We start from the raw sequence: 15,911 nt of genomic DNA, 5'->3' as shown, positions 1-15,911 counted from the left end.
AGCCGCACGTGGATCAGAATCGTTCGATCTCCATTTTTTGCTTGCCGGCCGCATCGGGTTGCTCAGCGGGGCGCTCGAAGTTGTCCCACCGGCTATCGCTGGTCGACGCGATACCGCGGACCTTGAGCGCGAAGTCAGCCGGGTTGCTCGCGTTCTGCAGGGCCTCGTCGTAGGTGATCAGGCCCGTGCGGTAGAGCGACATCAACGACTGGTCGAAGGTCTGCATCCCGTACGAGGTGTGGCCTTGGGCGATCACCTCGCGCAGGTCGCGCGCCTTGTTCTTGTCGGCGACGTATTCGCGCACGCGCGCGCTCGACACCATCACCTCGACGGCAGGTACCATCCCTTGGCCGTCGGCGCGCGGGATGAGTCGCTGGCTGATGACGCCCTTGATGACGCTGGCGAGAATCAGCCGCGCCTGATCGCGCTGATCTTCGGGAAACGCGCTGATCGTGCGGGTGAGCGTTTCCGGGGCATCGAGGGTGTGCAGCGTGCTCATCACCAAGTGCCCGGTTTCCGCCGCCATGATGGCGGTCTCGATGGTTTCGAGGTCGCGCATCTCGCCGACCAGGATCACGTCCGGATTCTGGCGCAGCGCAGCTTTGAGCGCAGCGGCGAAGTCGATCGTGTCGTAGCCAACCTCGCGTTGATTGACGAACGAGAGACAGTCGCGGTGCGTGTACTCGATCGGGTCTTCGATGGTGATGATGTGACACGGCCGCGTCTGATTGATGTGATTCACCATCGCCGCCAGCGTAGTGCTCTTGCCGCTGCCGGTGGTGCCGGTGACCAGGACCAGCCCGCGGCGTTCGTTGGCGATGCGTTCGACCACGGGTGGGAGATTCAGTTCAGTGAAATTTCGGATGCGCGACGGGATGACGCGGATGACCATGCTGAGCACGCCGCGCTGGCGAAAGACGTTGACGCGGAAGCGTCCCAGCTCGGGGGTTTCGTAGGCCAAGTCGGCCTGCATGTCGGACTCGAAGCGGCGACGGCGGAACTCGTCCATCAACCCGTCGGCCGCACGCTGGAGATCGATGTGGGTCAGAGGATCGTGGTCCGGCAACGGCACCAGATCGCCGTGCAGTCTGAACGCGGGCGGCACCCCGACCTTGAGGAGAATGTCCGAGGCGTCTTGCAGCACGCCTTGATGGAGCACGCTGTTCAGATCCATGTCGTCACGTTAGCAGGGAACGGGCTTCGCTGCGACGCTTTTCTCACCCCGCTTATCCAGCTTTGGCGCCACGTTTTGTTTCGGCCTTTTCCGCCGCGGCCGGCAGGTCGGCGGGCGCGGCCTCTGCCGCCGGAGTCGACAAGCCGAAGTGGGCGCGGATCTTCTGTTCAATCGCGCGCGCCGCGTCGGGATGATCGCGCAGGTACTCCTTGCTGTTCTCGCGTCCTTGACCGATACGGTCGCCATCGAAGGCGTACCATGCGCCGCTCTTCTCGATGATGCCGTACTCGGAGCCGAGGTCGACGAGCTCGCCTTCGCGCGAGATGCCGGCGCCGTACATAATGTCGAACTCGGCCTCTTTGAACGGCGGCGCCACCTTGTTCTTCACCACGCGCACTTTGGTGCGGCTGCCGATCACCTCGTCGCCTTGCTTGATGGCGCCGATGCGGCGGATGTCGAGCCGACAGGTGGCGTAGAACTTCAGCGCGTTGCCGCCGGTGGTGGTTTCGGGGTTGCCGAACATGACGCCGATCTTCATGCGAATCTGATTGATGAAGATGACGATGGTGCGTGAACGCGAAATGCTGGAGGTGAGTTTGCGCAGCGCCTGCGACATCAAGCGCGCTTGCAGGCCCATCTGCGGTTCGCCCATCTCGCCTTCGATCTCGGCGCGCGGCACCAGCGCAGCGACCGAGTCGATGACGAGCGCGTCGATGGCGCCGCTGCGCACCAGGGTTTCCGCTATCTCCAGCGCCTGTTCGCCGTGGTCGGGTTGAGAGATCAGCAGCTCCTCGGTCTTGACGCCGAGTTTCTTGGCGTAGACGACATCGAGCGCGTGCTCGGCGTCAATGAAGGCGCAGATGCCGCCGTCGCGCTGGGCTTCGGCGATCACTTGTAATGCCAGCGTGGTTTTGCCCGACGACTCCGGGCCGTAGATCTCGATGACGCGGCCACGCGGCACGCCGCCGACGCCGAGCGCGAGGTCGAGGCCGAGCGAGCCGGTCGAGACCACCGCGATGTCGCGCGCCAGCGCCTCGGCACCCAGCTTCATGATGGCACCCTTGCCGAATTGTTTCTCGATCTGGCCGACCGCCAAATCAAGTGCACGCTCGCGGTTGGGATCTCGTTCACGGGGACTATCTAATGCCATGGTGGGCTCCTCTTGTACTGTCGCTCAGCGAGCTTGTCCAGAGCGCGGTATACACCGCGCCGCCGGGCCGCAGGTCGCTGCGGTAGAGCGTGACGTGATCGACCGGCGAGTCGCCGAAGTCGTCGCTTTCGTGCTGGTGCAGAATCGGTTCGAGCGTGCGCCAACCGCGGGCGCCGTTGATTCGACCGAGCGTGAGGTGCGGCTGAGACGCGCGCGCCTCGGGAGGAAATCCGAGCGGTGTCAGCTCGCGCTCGAGCGTGCCGGCCAGCTCACCGAGTCCGTCGGCTTCGAGTCCGACCCAGACAACGCGCGGGCGTTTGAGCGACGGAAACGCGCCGAGGCCACGCACACGCATCGCAAACATCGCCACGGATGCCGCGGCACGGGCGACTGCATCACGCACGTGACTAAGCCGTGACAACTCGACCGATCCGAGAAATTTCATGGTTGCGTGCAACCCCTCATCGCGCGTCCACCTCGCTTCGCTACGCACCGCTGCCAGCTCTGCTTTCAGTCGCACCACACGCTCGCGCACGTCCGCCGCTAGATCGACAGCGACAAAGGCGCGGATCTGCGCGGCGTCACTCATGCCAGCTCTCAAGCGCGCCGGAGCGTATTATGGGAAGCGTATGGAAGTCTACCCCGATTCGGGCCAGGGCCTAGGACGTGCGCTCAGAGTTCGATGTACCCGCCACCGACGGCGACGCAGGCGCCAGCGACACGCACGGCGGTGATCTCCTCCGGCCCACACTCGATCTCGATGTGCACGTAGCTCGGCCGCCCCATCTCGACGCCTTGCAGACTCAGGATGCGCGCCGGCGCCGCCGCCGCGATCAGCCCGTAGCGCACGAGATAGCAACCAAGCGGACCGCTCGCGCTGCCCGTAGCCGGATCTTCCGCCACGCCGGCCGCGGGTGCGAACATCCGGCTGCGCGCGGTGATGGTAGGATCGCCGGTGTTGATCGTGAAGCAGAACGCACCGTGAGCCGCAGGAGCCTGCGCCGCGATCGCTTCCCAGCGATCAGGGCGCACGCGAGCGCGCCCGAGTGCATCGACGTTGCGCAACGGAACGAACAGGAACGGCGCGCCGCAGGTGATGACTTCGATGGGCAAGTCCGGCGCGAGATCGACCACCGACAACCCGAGCATGTCGGCGACAAGATCGCGGTCGTTCAGGCGCGGACCCCACGCCGGCAGCAATTGGGTCATCTGCCACATCGGCGTACCCGACACCGCTAACACTCGCTCGACGACAATCGGGCCGACTTGTTCCAGAAAGGTGACGCGATCGCCGTGATCGAGCACCCAGGCCGTACCCACCGTCGGATGTCCGGCCATCGGCATTTCGATGTGCGGCGTGAAGATGCGCACCTGGAAGTCACACCCGGTGTGGGTCGTCGGCAATACGAAAGTGGTCTCGGACAGATTCAGCTCACACGCAATGCGCTGCATGATAGCGGGATCGATGCCTTCGGCCTGTGGAAACACCGCGAGTGGATTACCGCCGAAGCGTTCGGCGGTGAAGACATCGACTAGGCGGTATTCGTAGCGCGACATTGGGCGCCTCCGCTGCGAGCAATGTTCAACTGCGCTGTGGCAGTGCCACCTTCGCGACGCATCTTGGCCGTGGTCACCAGCACGACGGCCGCGACGATGATCGGTGTGCCGAGCGCCATTGAGGCGCTGAACGGCTCGTCCAACAGCAACCAGCCGAGGAACACCGCGATCACCGGATTCACATAGGCGTATGTCGCCACCTTCGCGGCGGGGACGTGCTGCAGCAACCACACAAATGCGGTGAACGCGATGCACGAACCGAAGATGACCAAGTACGCCAACGCCATCCATCCTGCGCGCGTCGGCGCAAAGTGCGAAAACTCGCCGGTCGCGGCGGCAATCGCCGCCAGCATGAGGCCACCGAGCAACATCTCCCATCCGGTCGCAACCAAAGGCGACACGGTGAACGTGGTGCGCTTGGAATACAGCGAGCCACACGCCCACGAAAGCGGGGCGAGCAGCAGCGCCGCTTCGCCGCGCAAGTCGGCGCTGAGTCCGCCGGCCAACTTGGGCCACAGCAAGATCGCCAAGCCGACGAAACCGGTGACGACACCGACCCAGGCCATCGGTGGCACGTGCTCACCATCGGGCAGAACGGTTTCGAGCACCGCCAACCACAGCGGCAAGGTCGCGACGATCAACGCGGCGGTGCCCGAGGGTACGAATTGCTCGGACCACACGACGATACCGTTGCCGACGACGAGGAGCAGCAACGCGATCAACGCCAGCGCGCGCAGTTCGCAGCGCGGCATGGTGAGGGTTCGGCCGGTCACACGTGCAATCAACAGCAACAGCAAGCCCGCGCTCACGAACCGTACCGCAGCGGACGCCGCCGGCGGTACACTCGCCACCACGACGCGGATCGCCAGGTAGGTGGATCCCCACACCACGTAGACAACGGCGAAGGCGAGCGCGACTCGTGGGTCGAGGCTTCTGATGGTTCCGCCGCTGTCCATGACGATGTGCGGCTTATCCCACGCATGCGTGTGGCGCGCTACTAGCGATGTCCGAATGTGGAAATTTGGCGGCGACCTATCCCGCGCTGGCGAGGCGCGTTCAGCGGCGTTCCTCGGCTCGTAGTCTGCGCCAATCTTCCACCGTGATCGCCCAGCGTTCGTGATCGCGCCAGCGGCCGTTCACCTTGAGATAGCGCGGCGAGAAGCCCTCGCAGCGCAATCCACACCGACGCGCCAACGCGAGCGAGGCGCGATTGCCGGGCTGGATGTTCGCTTCCAGCCGGTGCAACTTGAGTTTGGTGAACGCGTAGCGCAGCACCAGCGCCAAGCCTTCGGTCATGTAGCCCTGGCGCGCGAACGGCGCGCCGCCAAAGTATCCCAGGTACGTGCTGTGATAGTGGCCGCGCACGATCTGATTGAAATTGAAGACCCCGACGATGGCACCATTCGAGCGCTCGCACGCCAGCAACCCGTAGGTTTCCTTACGGCGAATGCGGTTCAGATAGTCGGCGAACGCGTCGGTGGTGGTAGCCGGCGCCGCCCACGGATGGTGCAGGCGGCGACTCGCGCGCATGAGCGCGACGAACTCGTCGCAGTCGTGCGCGCTCGGCAAACGCAGAAGCACGCGCTTGCCGCGGGCGACGGCGGCATGCAGCCCGCGAACCCTCACCGCCGGAGGACGCCGGACTCGCTCGGATCGAGCCCGAGCAAATGCCGGCGCACCCAGTCGAGCGCAACTTGTGAGGTGAGGATCTTCACCCAGTCGCGCGTGCCCCAAAATTGATAGCGCCGCACGAACGACTTCTCCGCTGTCGCCAGCGCGATGCACACTGTCCCGACCGGTTTCTCCGCGCTGCCGCCGTCTGGGCCGGCGATGCCGGTGGTTGCGAGTCCGAAATCTGCGCCAGCGACGCGCCGGGCGCCCTCCGCCATCTCGGTCGCAACCTCTTCGCTCACCGCGCCAACTCGTTCGAGCGTCGCCGCGTTCACGCCGAGCAGTTGTTGCTTCGCGCTGTTGCTGTAGGTGACGAGGTCGCCCACAAAGTACGCCGAGCTGCCGGGCACGTTGGTGATGCGATGGCCGATGAGACCGCCGGTGCAGGATTCCGCCAGCGCGATGGTGAGGCCGCGTTGCTTCAGCATCGTCCCGACGACTTCCTCCATCGACGTGTCGCCTTCGCCATAGGCGTAGGTGCCAATGCGTTCGCGCAACCGCGCCGCGAGTAGCGGCAAGTTTCGCGCGGTTGCGTCGGGGCGACCGTGGACCGTCAGGCGCACGGAGATTTGCGGAAACGCCGCGCGAAACGCGATGCGGCCTTCCTCCGCGGCCACGCAGCCGGTGACCAGTTCGTCGAGCGCTGACTCGCTGATGCCGAAGGTTTGGAAGGTGTGGCTGCGATACACATCCTCACCGCCACGCTCCTGCTCGATCCACGGCAGCACCTGCTCTTCGATCATCGGTTTCATTTCGCGCGGCACGCCGGGCAACACAATCAAGTGACGTCGCCCCCACTCAGTATCGAGATCGAGGCGGAAGCCGGGCGCGGTGCCGAGCGGGTTGGGGATGACCGTCGCACCCTCGGGAAACATGGCTTGCTTGAGATTGTTCTCCGGCATCACGCGGCCCATCGCCGCGAACATCTGGCGGATGCGGTCGGCGACGCCCGTGTCCATCTTCAGCGTTCGCCCGGCGACCTGCGCCAACACCTCGGTGGTGAGATCGTCGGCCGTGGGGCCGAGACCGCCAGTGCCGATGATCACGTCCGCCTGCCGCATCGCCTCGCGCCACGCCCATGCGATGCGCTCGTGATAGTCCCCGACCACGACCACCGCGACCACGTCGAGTCCCGCCGCGACCAATTTGTCGGCGATGAAATTGGCGTTGGTGTCGACCGTGCGGCCGGTGGTCAATTCATCGCCCGAACTGAGAATGACGGCGCGCTCGATCATGACAGCACTCCAAGAAACAATAGGCCGCGTAGCAGCAGATTGGTGTACAGACCCGAGACGACATCGTCGAGCACGACGCCGGGACCGCCCGGCATGTTCGCATCGATGTATCCGGCAGGGTATGGCTTGATGACATCGAGCGCGCGAAAGATGAAGAACGCGGCGATGGCGACCGGCCAGCTCAGCGGCAGCAGCAGCGTCGCCGCGACGTAGCCGGCGACTTCGTCGATCACGATTTTGTGGCTGTCGTGCTCTTGTAGAAACCCATCGGCCAGACCCGCCACCCAACACGCGCCTACAACCAAGGCGACGAAGGTCGCGAGCGCCAGCGGCACCGACACCGTGCACAATTTGTCGAAGACCCAAAACAGCGGCATCGCCGCCAGCGAACCGAACGTTCCCGAGGCGAAGGGGATGTAGCCGATGTATGCCACCGAGGCGATGAACAGGACCGTCGTGCGCATGCGTCAGACTCCGTGACGAAAGGCCGCAGCGTAGGCGCGGGCCTGGAGTGAGTCAAGGTGAGTGGCGCTCGTCATCCACCCGCGGCGATCAGCAAACCGCCGATGGTGATGACAACCGCGCCGATCAGCGGATAGCGGGTGCCGACTTCGCCCAGCACGAAGCGCCCGAGTACCACGCCGAACACGATGCTAGTCTGGCGCAACGACAGCACGTAGGTGGCGGGCGCGTTCTTCAGCGCCCACAGGATCAACAGATACGAAAACGGCCCGACGATCGCGGTGGCGAGAATCGTCCAGCGGGTCCGGTTCCATTCGGCACGCACGCGGGTCGCCGTCGCGCTTCCCATACGGACGATGAACACCGGAAATTCGCCGGCGAGAATCAGCACCAAGAAGACGAACGGGTGCATTTGGCCGACGCCCTGTTTGTCGACGATGGTGAAGGCGGCGATGAACACCGCGGTGATGAGCGCGAAGCGCGTGACATCGGCACGCAACACGCCCCGCAGCCCGCGCGCCCGCAGCAGCGGCCACTGCACCATCAGGGCACCGACGACGGCGAGCACCACACCACTCACGCCCAAGACGCTCAGTCGTTGGTGTCCCGCGGTCATCTCCCACAGCAACACCAACGCCGGAGCGCTGCGGCTGATCGGGTAGGCGATCGACAGATCACCGGCTTCGTACGACTTCACCAAGTACAACGCGTAGCCGGCGTGCGCCGCCGCCGAGAGCGCGACGAACACCCAGCCCAGTGTCGGCGGTGGCGACCAGAAGGCAATCAATCCAGGCGAACAAATGATCGCGGTGCACGCTCCTTGCGCAAGGAAGAAGGCCGACTTGTCTTGGCTGCCTTTGCCGAACAGATTCCAGCCCGCGTGCAGGAACGCGGACACCAACACGAGCGCGACGGCGAGCGGAGTCATGGAACCGCGGCACCGTGGCTGGCGGCAGCGGCGGAGTCAACCAGTGCGCTGCTTCATCCGCTCGCGAAGGCTCGGATCGAGTGAGCGTGGAAGGAACGTAGGCCCCGAAACGACGATGGGGCGAGGAGTCGCCTCCTCGCCCCATCAAACAGATTCGATCGCGGTCCGGCTTTACGCCGGGCGCTTGAAGAGGCTCTGCATCTTCATTGCGAGCCCCATGTCGCCAGCGATCTTCAGCTTGCCGCTCATGAAGGCCATCTGGCCGTTGAGCTTGCCGCTGATCATGTCGACGTAATCTTGTGCGGCCATCGTCATGGTCATGTTCGGCGCGGCATGGGCCCCTTCGCCCACCGTGCATCCGCCGTCCTTGATCACTACGTGATAGTTGCCGCCCCCGTCGCCACCCAGATTGAACTGGATGACGGAGTTCATCCCCTTCGCGGAATCGGCATTGAAGTTCGCCGGCATCGCGCTGAAGATCGCCTTCACATCATCTGCTACTGCCATTGTTTACTCTCCTCCTTTCAAGGATGTGGGGCCTGGTAGGGCCCGTTTCTCAGCTATCTGTTGCCCTCCGCACTCACCCTCACCCTCTCCCGTCGCCGCGGATTTCTATGCGACGCGCATGCGGATGTCAATCAACCGATCGACCGGAAGACGAGTTTATCCGGGGCAGCTCGGCGCGCGCAGCCCATTCCATCGGGCCGCGTGGTTTGCTACCTGTGGCGGTACGGTGTAACGGGGCGCGCGGTGGCTAACGCGCAGGGGAGGTACCCGATGGTGCAACGGTGGATGGGGGCCTGGGTTGCTCTGGGGATTGTGGCGGCCGGATGCGGTGGCACCATTGTCGGGGTGCCGACGATGACGCCGACCGTGACGGTGACGCACACGCGCACGCGGCGGCCGACCAACACGCCAACGCCGACCACGACACCGGCGCCGCCGCTGGGGCCAGGGGCCAACGTCACCTTCTTTGGACTCGCCGCGGCTGACGATATGCCGCTGCAACCGATCGGCACCGATGGCAACGGGCGTCTGATCTACGAACGCCGCTTCGGCCAGGGCTTCTCGCTGGTCGTCGAAGGTCGTCCCGGCATTAGTCACAGCCCGGTGGGGTTATCCGCGTTCAACTACAGCCCCGACGATCCAGCCGTGCGGCCCGACATGCAGATGCTGGTGTCGCGACCGCTGGGTAACGGCAGCACCACGGTCTGCGACAACACGCTGCACATGTTCGGTGGGGTTCCGTCCGTCGATCCGGCGAACTACGCCTTGACGCAACACATCTCCGACGCGATCAACGATCTCGGCTGCCGATTCAACAACGGCACCGGCAATCCTGGCGGCCGCGGCCCCGATGATGCGTGTACACTGTTCCCGGACGGCGAGTTCCACTTCGTCGACCCCAACTCGACGGCGCAGTTCTGCGGCCGCGTCGCGTCGCCCTTCGGGTTCCCCGAAGGCGACACCATTGCGACCGTGCGGCTGAGTGATCAACAGGGCGTGGTCGGCGCCACCCGCCAGATTGTCGTGCGCGTCAATCCGAACGCCGGCACTCCGACCACAACCGGGATGCCGCAACCGTCGACAACGGCGACCCGCACTCCCACGCCGGTGCCACCACCGGGGGGACCAGGCGAGATCTCCTATTTCGGGATCGCCCAGGCCGACGCGATGCCGCTACAATCGGTCGGCACCGACAGCGAGGGGCGCCCAGTGTTCGAACGGCGCATCGGACGGGGCTTCATTCTCGTTGTCGAGGGCAAGCCGTTGACCGGCCATCGCACCATCGGCAACTCCGCCTTCAACTACGACCCGATCGATCCGATCGTGCGACCCGATCTGCAAGTGATTGTGTCGCGCCCTCTTGGCGATGGCAGTCCGACGGTGTGCGACAATGGCGATCCGGTCTTCGGCGGTGTACCCGCGGTCGATCCGCCGGACTTTGCCGAGCGCCAGGCAACCTCGGACGCAATCAACGATCTCGGCTGTCGTTTCAACGATGGCACGGGCAATCCGAGTGGGCGCGCGCAGGCGGATGCGTGTACGTTGTTCGGTGACGGCACCTTCCACTTCGTCGACAACACGTCGACGGTGCAGTTCTGCGCCGCGATCTCCGGGGCCTATGGGTTCCCACGTGGCGAGACGCTCGTGAGTGCCCGCATCCGCGAGGGCGCGGTGCGCCAGATCGTGATCCGCATCACCGGTTGAGCGCGACTACCCGGTCGTTTCGACAGATGTCGCGTCACGCTTGCCCAGGCGAGGCGCGTCCATCACCATGCCGATCCGGGGAGGTACGGTGATGGCGACTCTGCTCGGCCAGTACCAAGCGCTCGCGGGTTACAACCGCTGGATGAACGACAAGCTCTACGCTCTGTGCGCAACGCTCACAGATGAAGAGCGGAAGCGCAGCATGGGAGCCTTCTTCGGCTCGATTCACGGTACTTTGAATCACTTGCTGCTCACCGATCGCGCCTGGCTTGGCCGTTTCACCCGTGATGCGACGGTTGCCACCTCACTCGATCACAGCGGCCAGCCCATCCCGTACACCGGCAAACTGGATCAGGTCCTCTACGACGACTTCGCTTTGCTGCGGCAGGAGCGCGCCAAAACGGACGCCGCGATCGAGGCCTGGCTGCGCGGCCTCAGCGACGCGGATTTCGACGCACCGCTCTCGTACCGTACGAGCGCGGGCGTGCCATACAAACACCCGCTGTGGTGGGCGGTCACACACTTCTTTAACCATCAGACGCATCACCGCGGGCAGCTGACGACGTTGCTCTCTCAACTTGGTCACGATCCGGGGGGCACCGACTTCCCGGTATTTCTGCGCACCGACGGCGCGTAGTCACCGTAGCCTCAGCAGGTCCGGCACGCGCGCCAGACGCTCCGCAGCGGCACGCAGGGTGTCCTCACGCTTGCAGAAGGCGAAGCGGATCAGCCGCCGTCCACGCTCTCCATCACGATAGAAGCTGGACCCTGGCACCGCAGCCACGCCGACATCGCGGATCAGCCACTCGCAGAACGCCACGTCGCTCATCATCGTGACGCCAGCAATTTCACCGATGTCGGCAAGGATGTAGTACGCACCCTCCGGAACGTGAATGCGAAAGCCGGCGGCGGTGAGCGCCTCCGCCAACACTGCGCGCCGCGTCGCGTAGTGTGCCGCGAGGTCGCGATAGTAACCGGCGGGTAGGCCGAGTGCGCTCACGCCTGCCCATTGCAGCGGATGCGGCGCGCCGACGGTGAGGAAGTCGTGCATCTTGCGAATCGCCGTGGTCGGCGCGGGTGAGGCAATCGCGTAGGCGAGGCGCCAGCCTGTCACCGAATAGGTCTTCGACAGTCCGCTGATCGTGATTGTGCGTTCGCGCATGTCGGGGAGGCTGGCGAGCGAGACATGTTCGCGACCGTCGTAGGTGACGTACTCGTAGATCTCGTCGGTGATGGCGAGACAATCGAACTCTCGGCAGACGGCCGCGATGGTTTCCAGCTCAACCCGGCCGAACACGTGACCACTCGGATTGTGCGGTGTATTGACGATGATGGCCTTGGTGCGCGGCCCGCATGCTGCGCGCAGCTCGGCCGGGTCGAAGGTGAAGTCCGGCGGTCGCAGCGTGACGTAGCGCGGCGTCGCCCCGCTCATAATCGCGTCGGGGCCATAGTTCTCGTAGAAAGGCTCGAAGATCACGATCTCGTCGCCGGGATTCACCACCGCCAACAGCGTCGCGATCATCGCTTCGGTGGAGCCGCAGGTCACCGTGACTTCGGTTTCGGGATCGCACGGTACGCGGTTGTAGTGCTTCATCTTCGCCGCGATCGCCGCGCGAAACTCGCGCACGCCCCAGGTCACTGCGTACTGGTTGAACTCGTCGTCGATGGCGCGCTTGGCCGCGTCCTTCAGCTCCATCGGCGCCGGAAAATCGGGAAAGCCTTGCGCGAGGTTGATGCCGCCGTGCTGCTCGCACAACCGCGTCATGCCGCGGATGACCGATTCGGTGAACTGTTCCGACTTGAGCGAGACCGATCGCATGATCAGATACCGGGCGTTCGCTCCGGCAGCGGACACGACTCGCCCTCGGTGATGTCTGAGGTGAGTGAAAATTTCTGCGACACCGACATCGTCAGACCGAAGCTGCAAAAGCTGATGGCATGATGTCCGCCTTCGCCGCCGGCGACGGCAATAAGGAATTGCTCCGGCTGCTCACACAGCGGCACGGTGCCGTCCTCGACATAGCCGCGCATTTCCAACTTCGGCCAGTGGTTCCGGTGCCAGCGTTCGATCGGCGTGCGCGTCTGCTCGTATAGCATGCGTTGCACGTCGGCGATTGCCAAGCCGTCGCGCGCGATCTTGTAGGCGAAGTCGGGACAGAGGAGGAGCAGCATCTCGCCGTCCTTCTGCGGCACCAGCACCTTGTTGTTGCCGATCCAATCGATCGAGTGCGCCAGCACCCAAATCATTTCCTCGCCGGTCTCAGCCCACACATCGGCGATGTCTTGGGTGCCGGTAGCGCAGTGCACGGTGACGACGTTGTCGTCACGTTCGAAGCCCCGTCGAACATGGAACGGGTTCCACGGGCTCTTCTCTTCCCACTCGCCGAAGCACAGCGACATGCGGCCAGGCTGTCCGAAGGTGGATTTGCTGACTGCGCCGGGGATGGCTCCGCCGACGTTGCGCATGACCAATCGAAGCGCCCGGCCGATGGTGGCGTTGGCGCGCCCGTTGTGGCCGAGGCAACTGTATCCGCACTCGATGCCGAGAGCGTGGCGTGCCGGGCCGTTGATCATCAGCGCTGGCGTCGCGCAGCAAGTGGTGGTGTTGAGCGCGTAGAGATTGAAGCGCGGATCGCACACCGCACGCACGGCCGCGATCACGACCGGAAAGGACTCGGGGCTGCACCCAGCCATCACCGCGTTGATCGCGATTTTTTCGGCCGTTGCCTCGCCACGCTGCGGCTCAACAACGCCGACAATCGCCTCCGGCGCTTCGACCACGAAGTCGAGCATCGCTTGCACGCGCTCCGCCGTTGGCGGAATCAGCGGCAGCCCATCGCCCCAGCCCTGACGCTCCGCGAGTTCGAAGAACGCCTCGGCGTCCGCCGCGACTATGTGAACTTCAGAGAGCAATGTTCCGCGCATGGTCGTGTCTAGTGAGCCCTCACCCCTGCCCTCTCCCAGAGGGAGAGGGAGCGGACACCAGCGAGGAGAAGAGTTCGGCCGCCCGCTCGTCGGCGATGCGACGACATTCGTCACGATCGCGAGTCTCCATCGGATGCGGTAGCACCAGCGTTGCGAGATGATCGTAGCCGCGCGCGCGCGCGGCGGTCTGCGCCAAGTTGGCGAACACTTCGGTCACTACCACCACCGTCGGGACCCCGGCGCGTTCACACTCAATCGTGTCGTGGACACTCCACGACGTGCACGACCCTCAAGTACCGAGGCCGACAATGGCGGCCTCGACTCCTTGCACGAAGGGCAACAATTTGTCGCGTTCCGCTTCCGTGGTTCCGAGCCGAACACCTGGATCGAAGAACACGAGGTCGCGCGCGCCCCATTGTTCGCGCGCGACCTCGGCGATGCGGTCGGAGAAGTGGTGGAACGAATGCCACACCCGGTCGCGGCGAATGCCGAGCACTTTGCCTCGTAGCGATGCAAGCCGGGCCGTCGGCTGCGCCGCGCCGTGAGGTGATGGAGCGGTGGGGTCGAGGACTTCGATCGTCACGTGATTCATGGTCTCGACCCTTAGCCGAAAGCGCGCAGCAGGGGAACGATCGCCCAGACAGTCGATCAAGATGCTTTGCTCGTGTGGCGATGTATGTTATACATCGCCGATGAAAAGGACCCAGTTGTACTTGGACGAAGACAGCGCCCGGCGCCTGGCGGCTGAGAGCCGTCGCCGTCGGACAACGATCTCCGAATTGGTCCGCGAGGCCGTGGCCGCCACGTACGGAGGACGAGCCGTCGAGGATCGCTCCGCCGTGATCCGCCAGATGGCGGGGATCTGGGCGGAGCGTGACGACATGACCGATTCGTACGCGTACGTGCGCAACTTGCGCCGCTCGGAGCGTCCGCAGCGATCGGTAGCGAGACGACGTGGCCAAGTATCTTCTCGACAGCGACATCATCATTGAGTGGTTGCGCGGCACCGAGGCGATCGTCGAGTGGCTAGCCGCCCGCGACGCGGCCGGGGATTTTCTCGGCTGGACGCCGGTCTCGATCGCCGAAGTGTACGCCGGCATTCGCCCGCGCGAGGAGTTCGTCATCGCCGACATTCAACGCGTCCTGCATTGCGTCGAGATCGACGAGCGCGTCGGGCGGAAAGCCGGCAGCTATTGCCTGACGTTTGGGCGATCGCACAGCGTCGAGATTGCGGACGCCCTGATCGCCGCGGCGGCGCACGCAAACGGTCTAACGCTGTGCAGTCGGAATCTGCGCCACTACCCGATGCGCGACGTGAAGAAGCTGCGGGTGTGAGTCGCAGCTGCGAACCGCTTACCGCCTATCGACATCAAAGCCGGCTTTGGCCAGCCCCCGCTCGATCTCCGCGATGTGCTCGCGACCGCGGGTTTCGAGTTCGAGCGTGACCGAGGCTTGCGTCAGCGCCAACCCGGGCTGGGCGCGCTCGTGACTGATCTGATGGATGTTGGCGCGACACGCTGCGATGCAGGTGACCAGTCGCTGCAATTCACCGGGGCGATCGGCGAGGCGCGTGGTGAATCGAAAGAGGCGGCCCTCTTCCACCAGCCCGAGGTTGATGATGCGGTCGAGCAGGTTGGTGTCGATGTTGCCGCCGGTGATGAGTACCGCAACCTTTGCCGCCGGTGCCGGCAACCGACCGGCAAGACACGCGGCCAGTCCAACCGCGCCGGCACCCTCGACAACGGTCTTCGCGCGCTCCAGCAGCAGCAGCACCGCGTCGGCGATCTCGGCGTCGCTGACTTCGACCGCATCGTCGATGCCTGAACGAATGATGTCGAACGGGATCGCACCGATCGCACGGGTTGCCAGGCCATCAGCGATGGTGTCGACCGCGGCCAGCTCGACCCGCGTCCCGGATCGCAAACTCGGCACCAGCGATGACGCGCCGGCTGCTTGCACGCCGATGATCCGGGCACGCGAACCGGCGCCGCGCAGCGCCGAGACCATGCCGGCCAGCAATCCGCCGCCACCGACGGGTACCACGACCGTATCGACATCGGAAAGCTGTTCGAGCAGTTCGAGCCCCAGCGTTCCTTGGCCCGCAATCACCTCGCGATCGTCGAAGGCATGGACGAACGCCGCGTGTTGTTGCGCGGCGAGTTCGATGGCCTTCGCGTACGCCTCGCTATAGTCGCGGCCGGCGAGCACCACCTGCGCGCCGTAGCCGCTGGTCGCCGTGACCTTACTGAACGACGCGGTCTCGGGCATCACGACCGTGACCGGCACCCCCGCGCGTTGCGCGGCATAGGCGACACCTTGCGCGTGATTGCCCGCCGACGCGGTCACGACACCGCGCGTGCGCGTTGCTTCATCGAGCAGTTGAATCTTGTTGAGCGCGCCGCGAACTTTGAAGGAGCCGGTCTTCTGCAGGTTCTCCAGTTTGAGATGGATCTGACGCTGACACAGCGCGCTGAAGGTCGCGCTGAGATCCAGCGGCGTCACCTTCACGATGCCGGCCGCGCGTTCGCGCGCGGCTCGGATCTGATCAAGGGAAATGCGCACAGCGCTCATGGTTCACTGTACCGGTGGCACCGGCGC

19 protein-coding genes are annotated in these 15,911 nt (G+C 64.8%); 4 read left to right on the top strand and 15 right to left on the bottom strand.

Annotation, left to right across the window (positions count from 1 at the left end; all coding sequences use genetic code 11):
• Window positions 1-13: 13 nt before the first annotated feature.
• The 10 genes from HYR72_23040 to HYR72_22995 all read right to left on the bottom strand — a co-directional run bounded on the left by HYR72_23040 (window position 14) and on the right by HYR72_22995 (window position 8,666).
• Window positions 14-1,174, bottom strand: a complete 1,161-nt coding sequence (locus HYR72_23040; GenBank protein ID MBI1817863.1) for a type IV pilus twitching motility protein PilT — start codon at window positions 1,172-1,174, stop codon at window positions 14-16.
• Between the two features lie 52 nt (window positions 1,175-1,226).
• Window positions 1,227-2,324, bottom strand: a complete 1,098-nt coding sequence (gene recA, locus HYR72_23035; protein MBI1817862.1) for a recombinase RecA — start codon at window positions 2,322-2,324, stop codon at window positions 1,227-1,229.
• A complete protein-coding gene (gene thpR / locus HYR72_23030; protein MBI1817861.1) occupies window positions 2,311-2,913 on the bottom strand; it encodes an RNA 2',3'-cyclic phosphodiesterase in 603 nt (200 codons plus the stop codon). Before thpR ends, recA begins: the two co-directional genes overlap by 14 nt.
• Window positions 2,914-2,996: 83 nt before the next feature.
• Window positions 2,997-3,881 (bottom strand): PhzF family phenazine biosynthesis protein, encoded by an 885-nt coding sequence (locus HYR72_23025; GenBank protein ID MBI1817860.1) that lies wholly within the window; start codon window positions 3,879-3,881, stop codon window positions 2,997-2,999.
• Complete coding sequence (locus HYR72_23020) at window positions 3,857-4,837, bottom strand: EamA family transporter (protein ID MBI1817859.1); 981 nt, start codon at window positions 4,835-4,837, stop codon at window positions 3,857-3,859. Before HYR72_23020 ends, HYR72_23025 begins: the two co-directional genes overlap by 25 nt.
• A 100-nt stretch (window positions 4,838-4,937) precedes the next feature.
• Window positions 4,938-5,492, bottom strand: a complete 555-nt coding sequence (locus HYR72_23015) for a GNAT family N-acetyltransferase (GenBank protein ID MBI1817858.1) — start codon at window positions 5,490-5,492, stop codon at window positions 4,938-4,940.
• An 11-nt stretch (window positions 5,493-5,503) separates the two neighbouring features.
• A complete protein-coding gene (locus HYR72_23010; protein ID MBI1817857.1) occupies window positions 5,504-6,787 on the bottom strand; it encodes a competence/damage-inducible protein A in 1,284 nt (427 codons plus the stop codon).
• Window positions 6,784-7,251 carry a phosphatidylglycerophosphatase A gene (locus tag HYR72_23005; protein MBI1817856.1) on the bottom strand — a complete coding sequence of 156 codons (468 nt, stop codon included), beginning with the start codon at window positions 7,249-7,251 and terminating at the stop codon, window positions 6,784-6,786. Before HYR72_23005 ends, HYR72_23010 begins: the two co-directional genes overlap by 4 nt.
• A 71-nt stretch (window positions 7,252-7,322) precedes the next feature.
• Window positions 7,323-8,177 (bottom strand): EamA family transporter, encoded by an 855-nt coding sequence (locus HYR72_23000; protein MBI1817855.1) that lies wholly within the window; start codon window positions 8,175-8,177, stop codon window positions 7,323-7,325.
• A 171-nt stretch (window positions 8,178-8,348) separates the two neighbouring features.
• A complete protein-coding gene (locus tag HYR72_22995; GenBank protein MBI1817854.1) occupies window positions 8,349-8,666 on the bottom strand; it encodes an SCP2 sterol-binding domain-containing protein in 318 nt (105 codons plus the stop codon).
• Between the two features lie 288 nt (window positions 8,667-8,954).
• Between HYR72_22995 and HYR72_22990 the strand changes: the two genes are divergently transcribed.
• Both HYR72_22990 and HYR72_22985 read left to right on the top strand, forming a co-directional pair.
• Entirely contained in the window at window positions 8,955-10,388 is a 1,434-nt protein-coding gene (locus HYR72_22990) for a hypothetical protein (GenBank protein MBI1817853.1), read from the top strand.
• A 91-nt stretch (window positions 10,389-10,479) separates the two neighbouring features.
• Complete coding sequence (locus HYR72_22985) at window positions 10,480-11,025, top strand: damage-inducible protein DinB (GenBank protein ID MBI1817852.1); 546 nt, start codon at window positions 10,480-10,482, stop codon at window positions 11,023-11,025.
• Here the strand turns inward: HYR72_22985 and HYR72_22980 are convergent, their stop codons facing one another.
• The 4 genes from HYR72_22980 to HYR72_22965 all read right to left on the bottom strand — a co-directional run bounded on the left by HYR72_22980 (window position 11,026) and on the right by HYR72_22965 (window position 13,905).
• On the bottom strand, window positions 11,026-12,207 hold the full coding sequence (locus HYR72_22980; GenBank protein MBI1817851.1) for an aminotransferase class I/II-fold pyridoxal phosphate-dependent enzyme: 1,182 nt from the start codon (window positions 12,205-12,207) through the stop codon (window positions 11,026-11,028). It abuts the gene before it with no gap.
• A 2-nt stretch (window positions 12,208-12,209) separates the two neighbouring features.
• Complete coding sequence (locus tag HYR72_22975; protein MBI1817850.1) at window positions 12,210-13,313, bottom strand: hypothetical protein; 1,104 nt, start codon at window positions 13,311-13,313, stop codon at window positions 12,210-12,212.
• A gap of 19 nt (window positions 13,314-13,332) precedes the next feature.
• Window positions 13,333-13,530: a hypothetical protein gene (locus HYR72_22970; protein ID MBI1817849.1), complete on the bottom strand. Its 198-nt coding sequence runs from the start codon at window positions 13,528-13,530 to the stop codon at window positions 13,333-13,335.
• 72 nt (window positions 13,531-13,602) lie between these two features.
• A complete protein-coding gene (locus HYR72_22965; GenBank protein ID MBI1817848.1) occupies window positions 13,603-13,905 on the bottom strand; it encodes a hypothetical protein in 303 nt (100 codons plus the stop codon).
• Window positions 13,906-14,005: 100 nt separating this feature from the next.
• On the opposite strand from HYR72_22965, the gene HYR72_22960 reads away from it, so the two are divergent.
• Together HYR72_22960 and HYR72_22955 are read left to right on the top strand one after the other, a co-directional pair.
• On the top strand, window positions 14,006-14,305 hold the full coding sequence (locus tag HYR72_22960; protein ID MBI1817847.1) for a ribbon-helix-helix protein, CopG family: 300 nt from the start codon (window positions 14,006-14,008) through the stop codon (window positions 14,303-14,305).
• Window positions 14,268-14,648: a PIN domain-containing protein gene (locus HYR72_22955; GenBank protein MBI1817846.1), complete on the top strand. Its 381-nt coding sequence runs from the start codon at window positions 14,268-14,270 to the stop codon at window positions 14,646-14,648. The genes HYR72_22960 and HYR72_22955 overlap by 38 nt, the downstream gene beginning before the upstream one ends.
• A gap of 18 nt (window positions 14,649-14,666) precedes the next feature.
• Here the strand turns inward: HYR72_22955 and HYR72_22950 are convergent, their stop codons facing one another.
• A complete protein-coding gene (locus tag HYR72_22950) occupies window positions 14,667-15,884 on the bottom strand; it encodes a threonine ammonia-lyase (GenBank protein ID MBI1817845.1) in 1,218 nt (405 codons plus the stop codon).
• Window positions 15,885-15,911 lie beyond the last annotated feature (27 nt).

Source organism: Deltaproteobacteria bacterium, from assembly GCA_016178705.1.
In the GTDB taxonomy this organism is placed as follows: domain Bacteria; phylum Desulfobacterota; class Binatia; order HRBIN30; family JACQVA1; genus JACOST01.
This window is presented reverse-complemented; position numbering and strand designations above follow the sequence as displayed.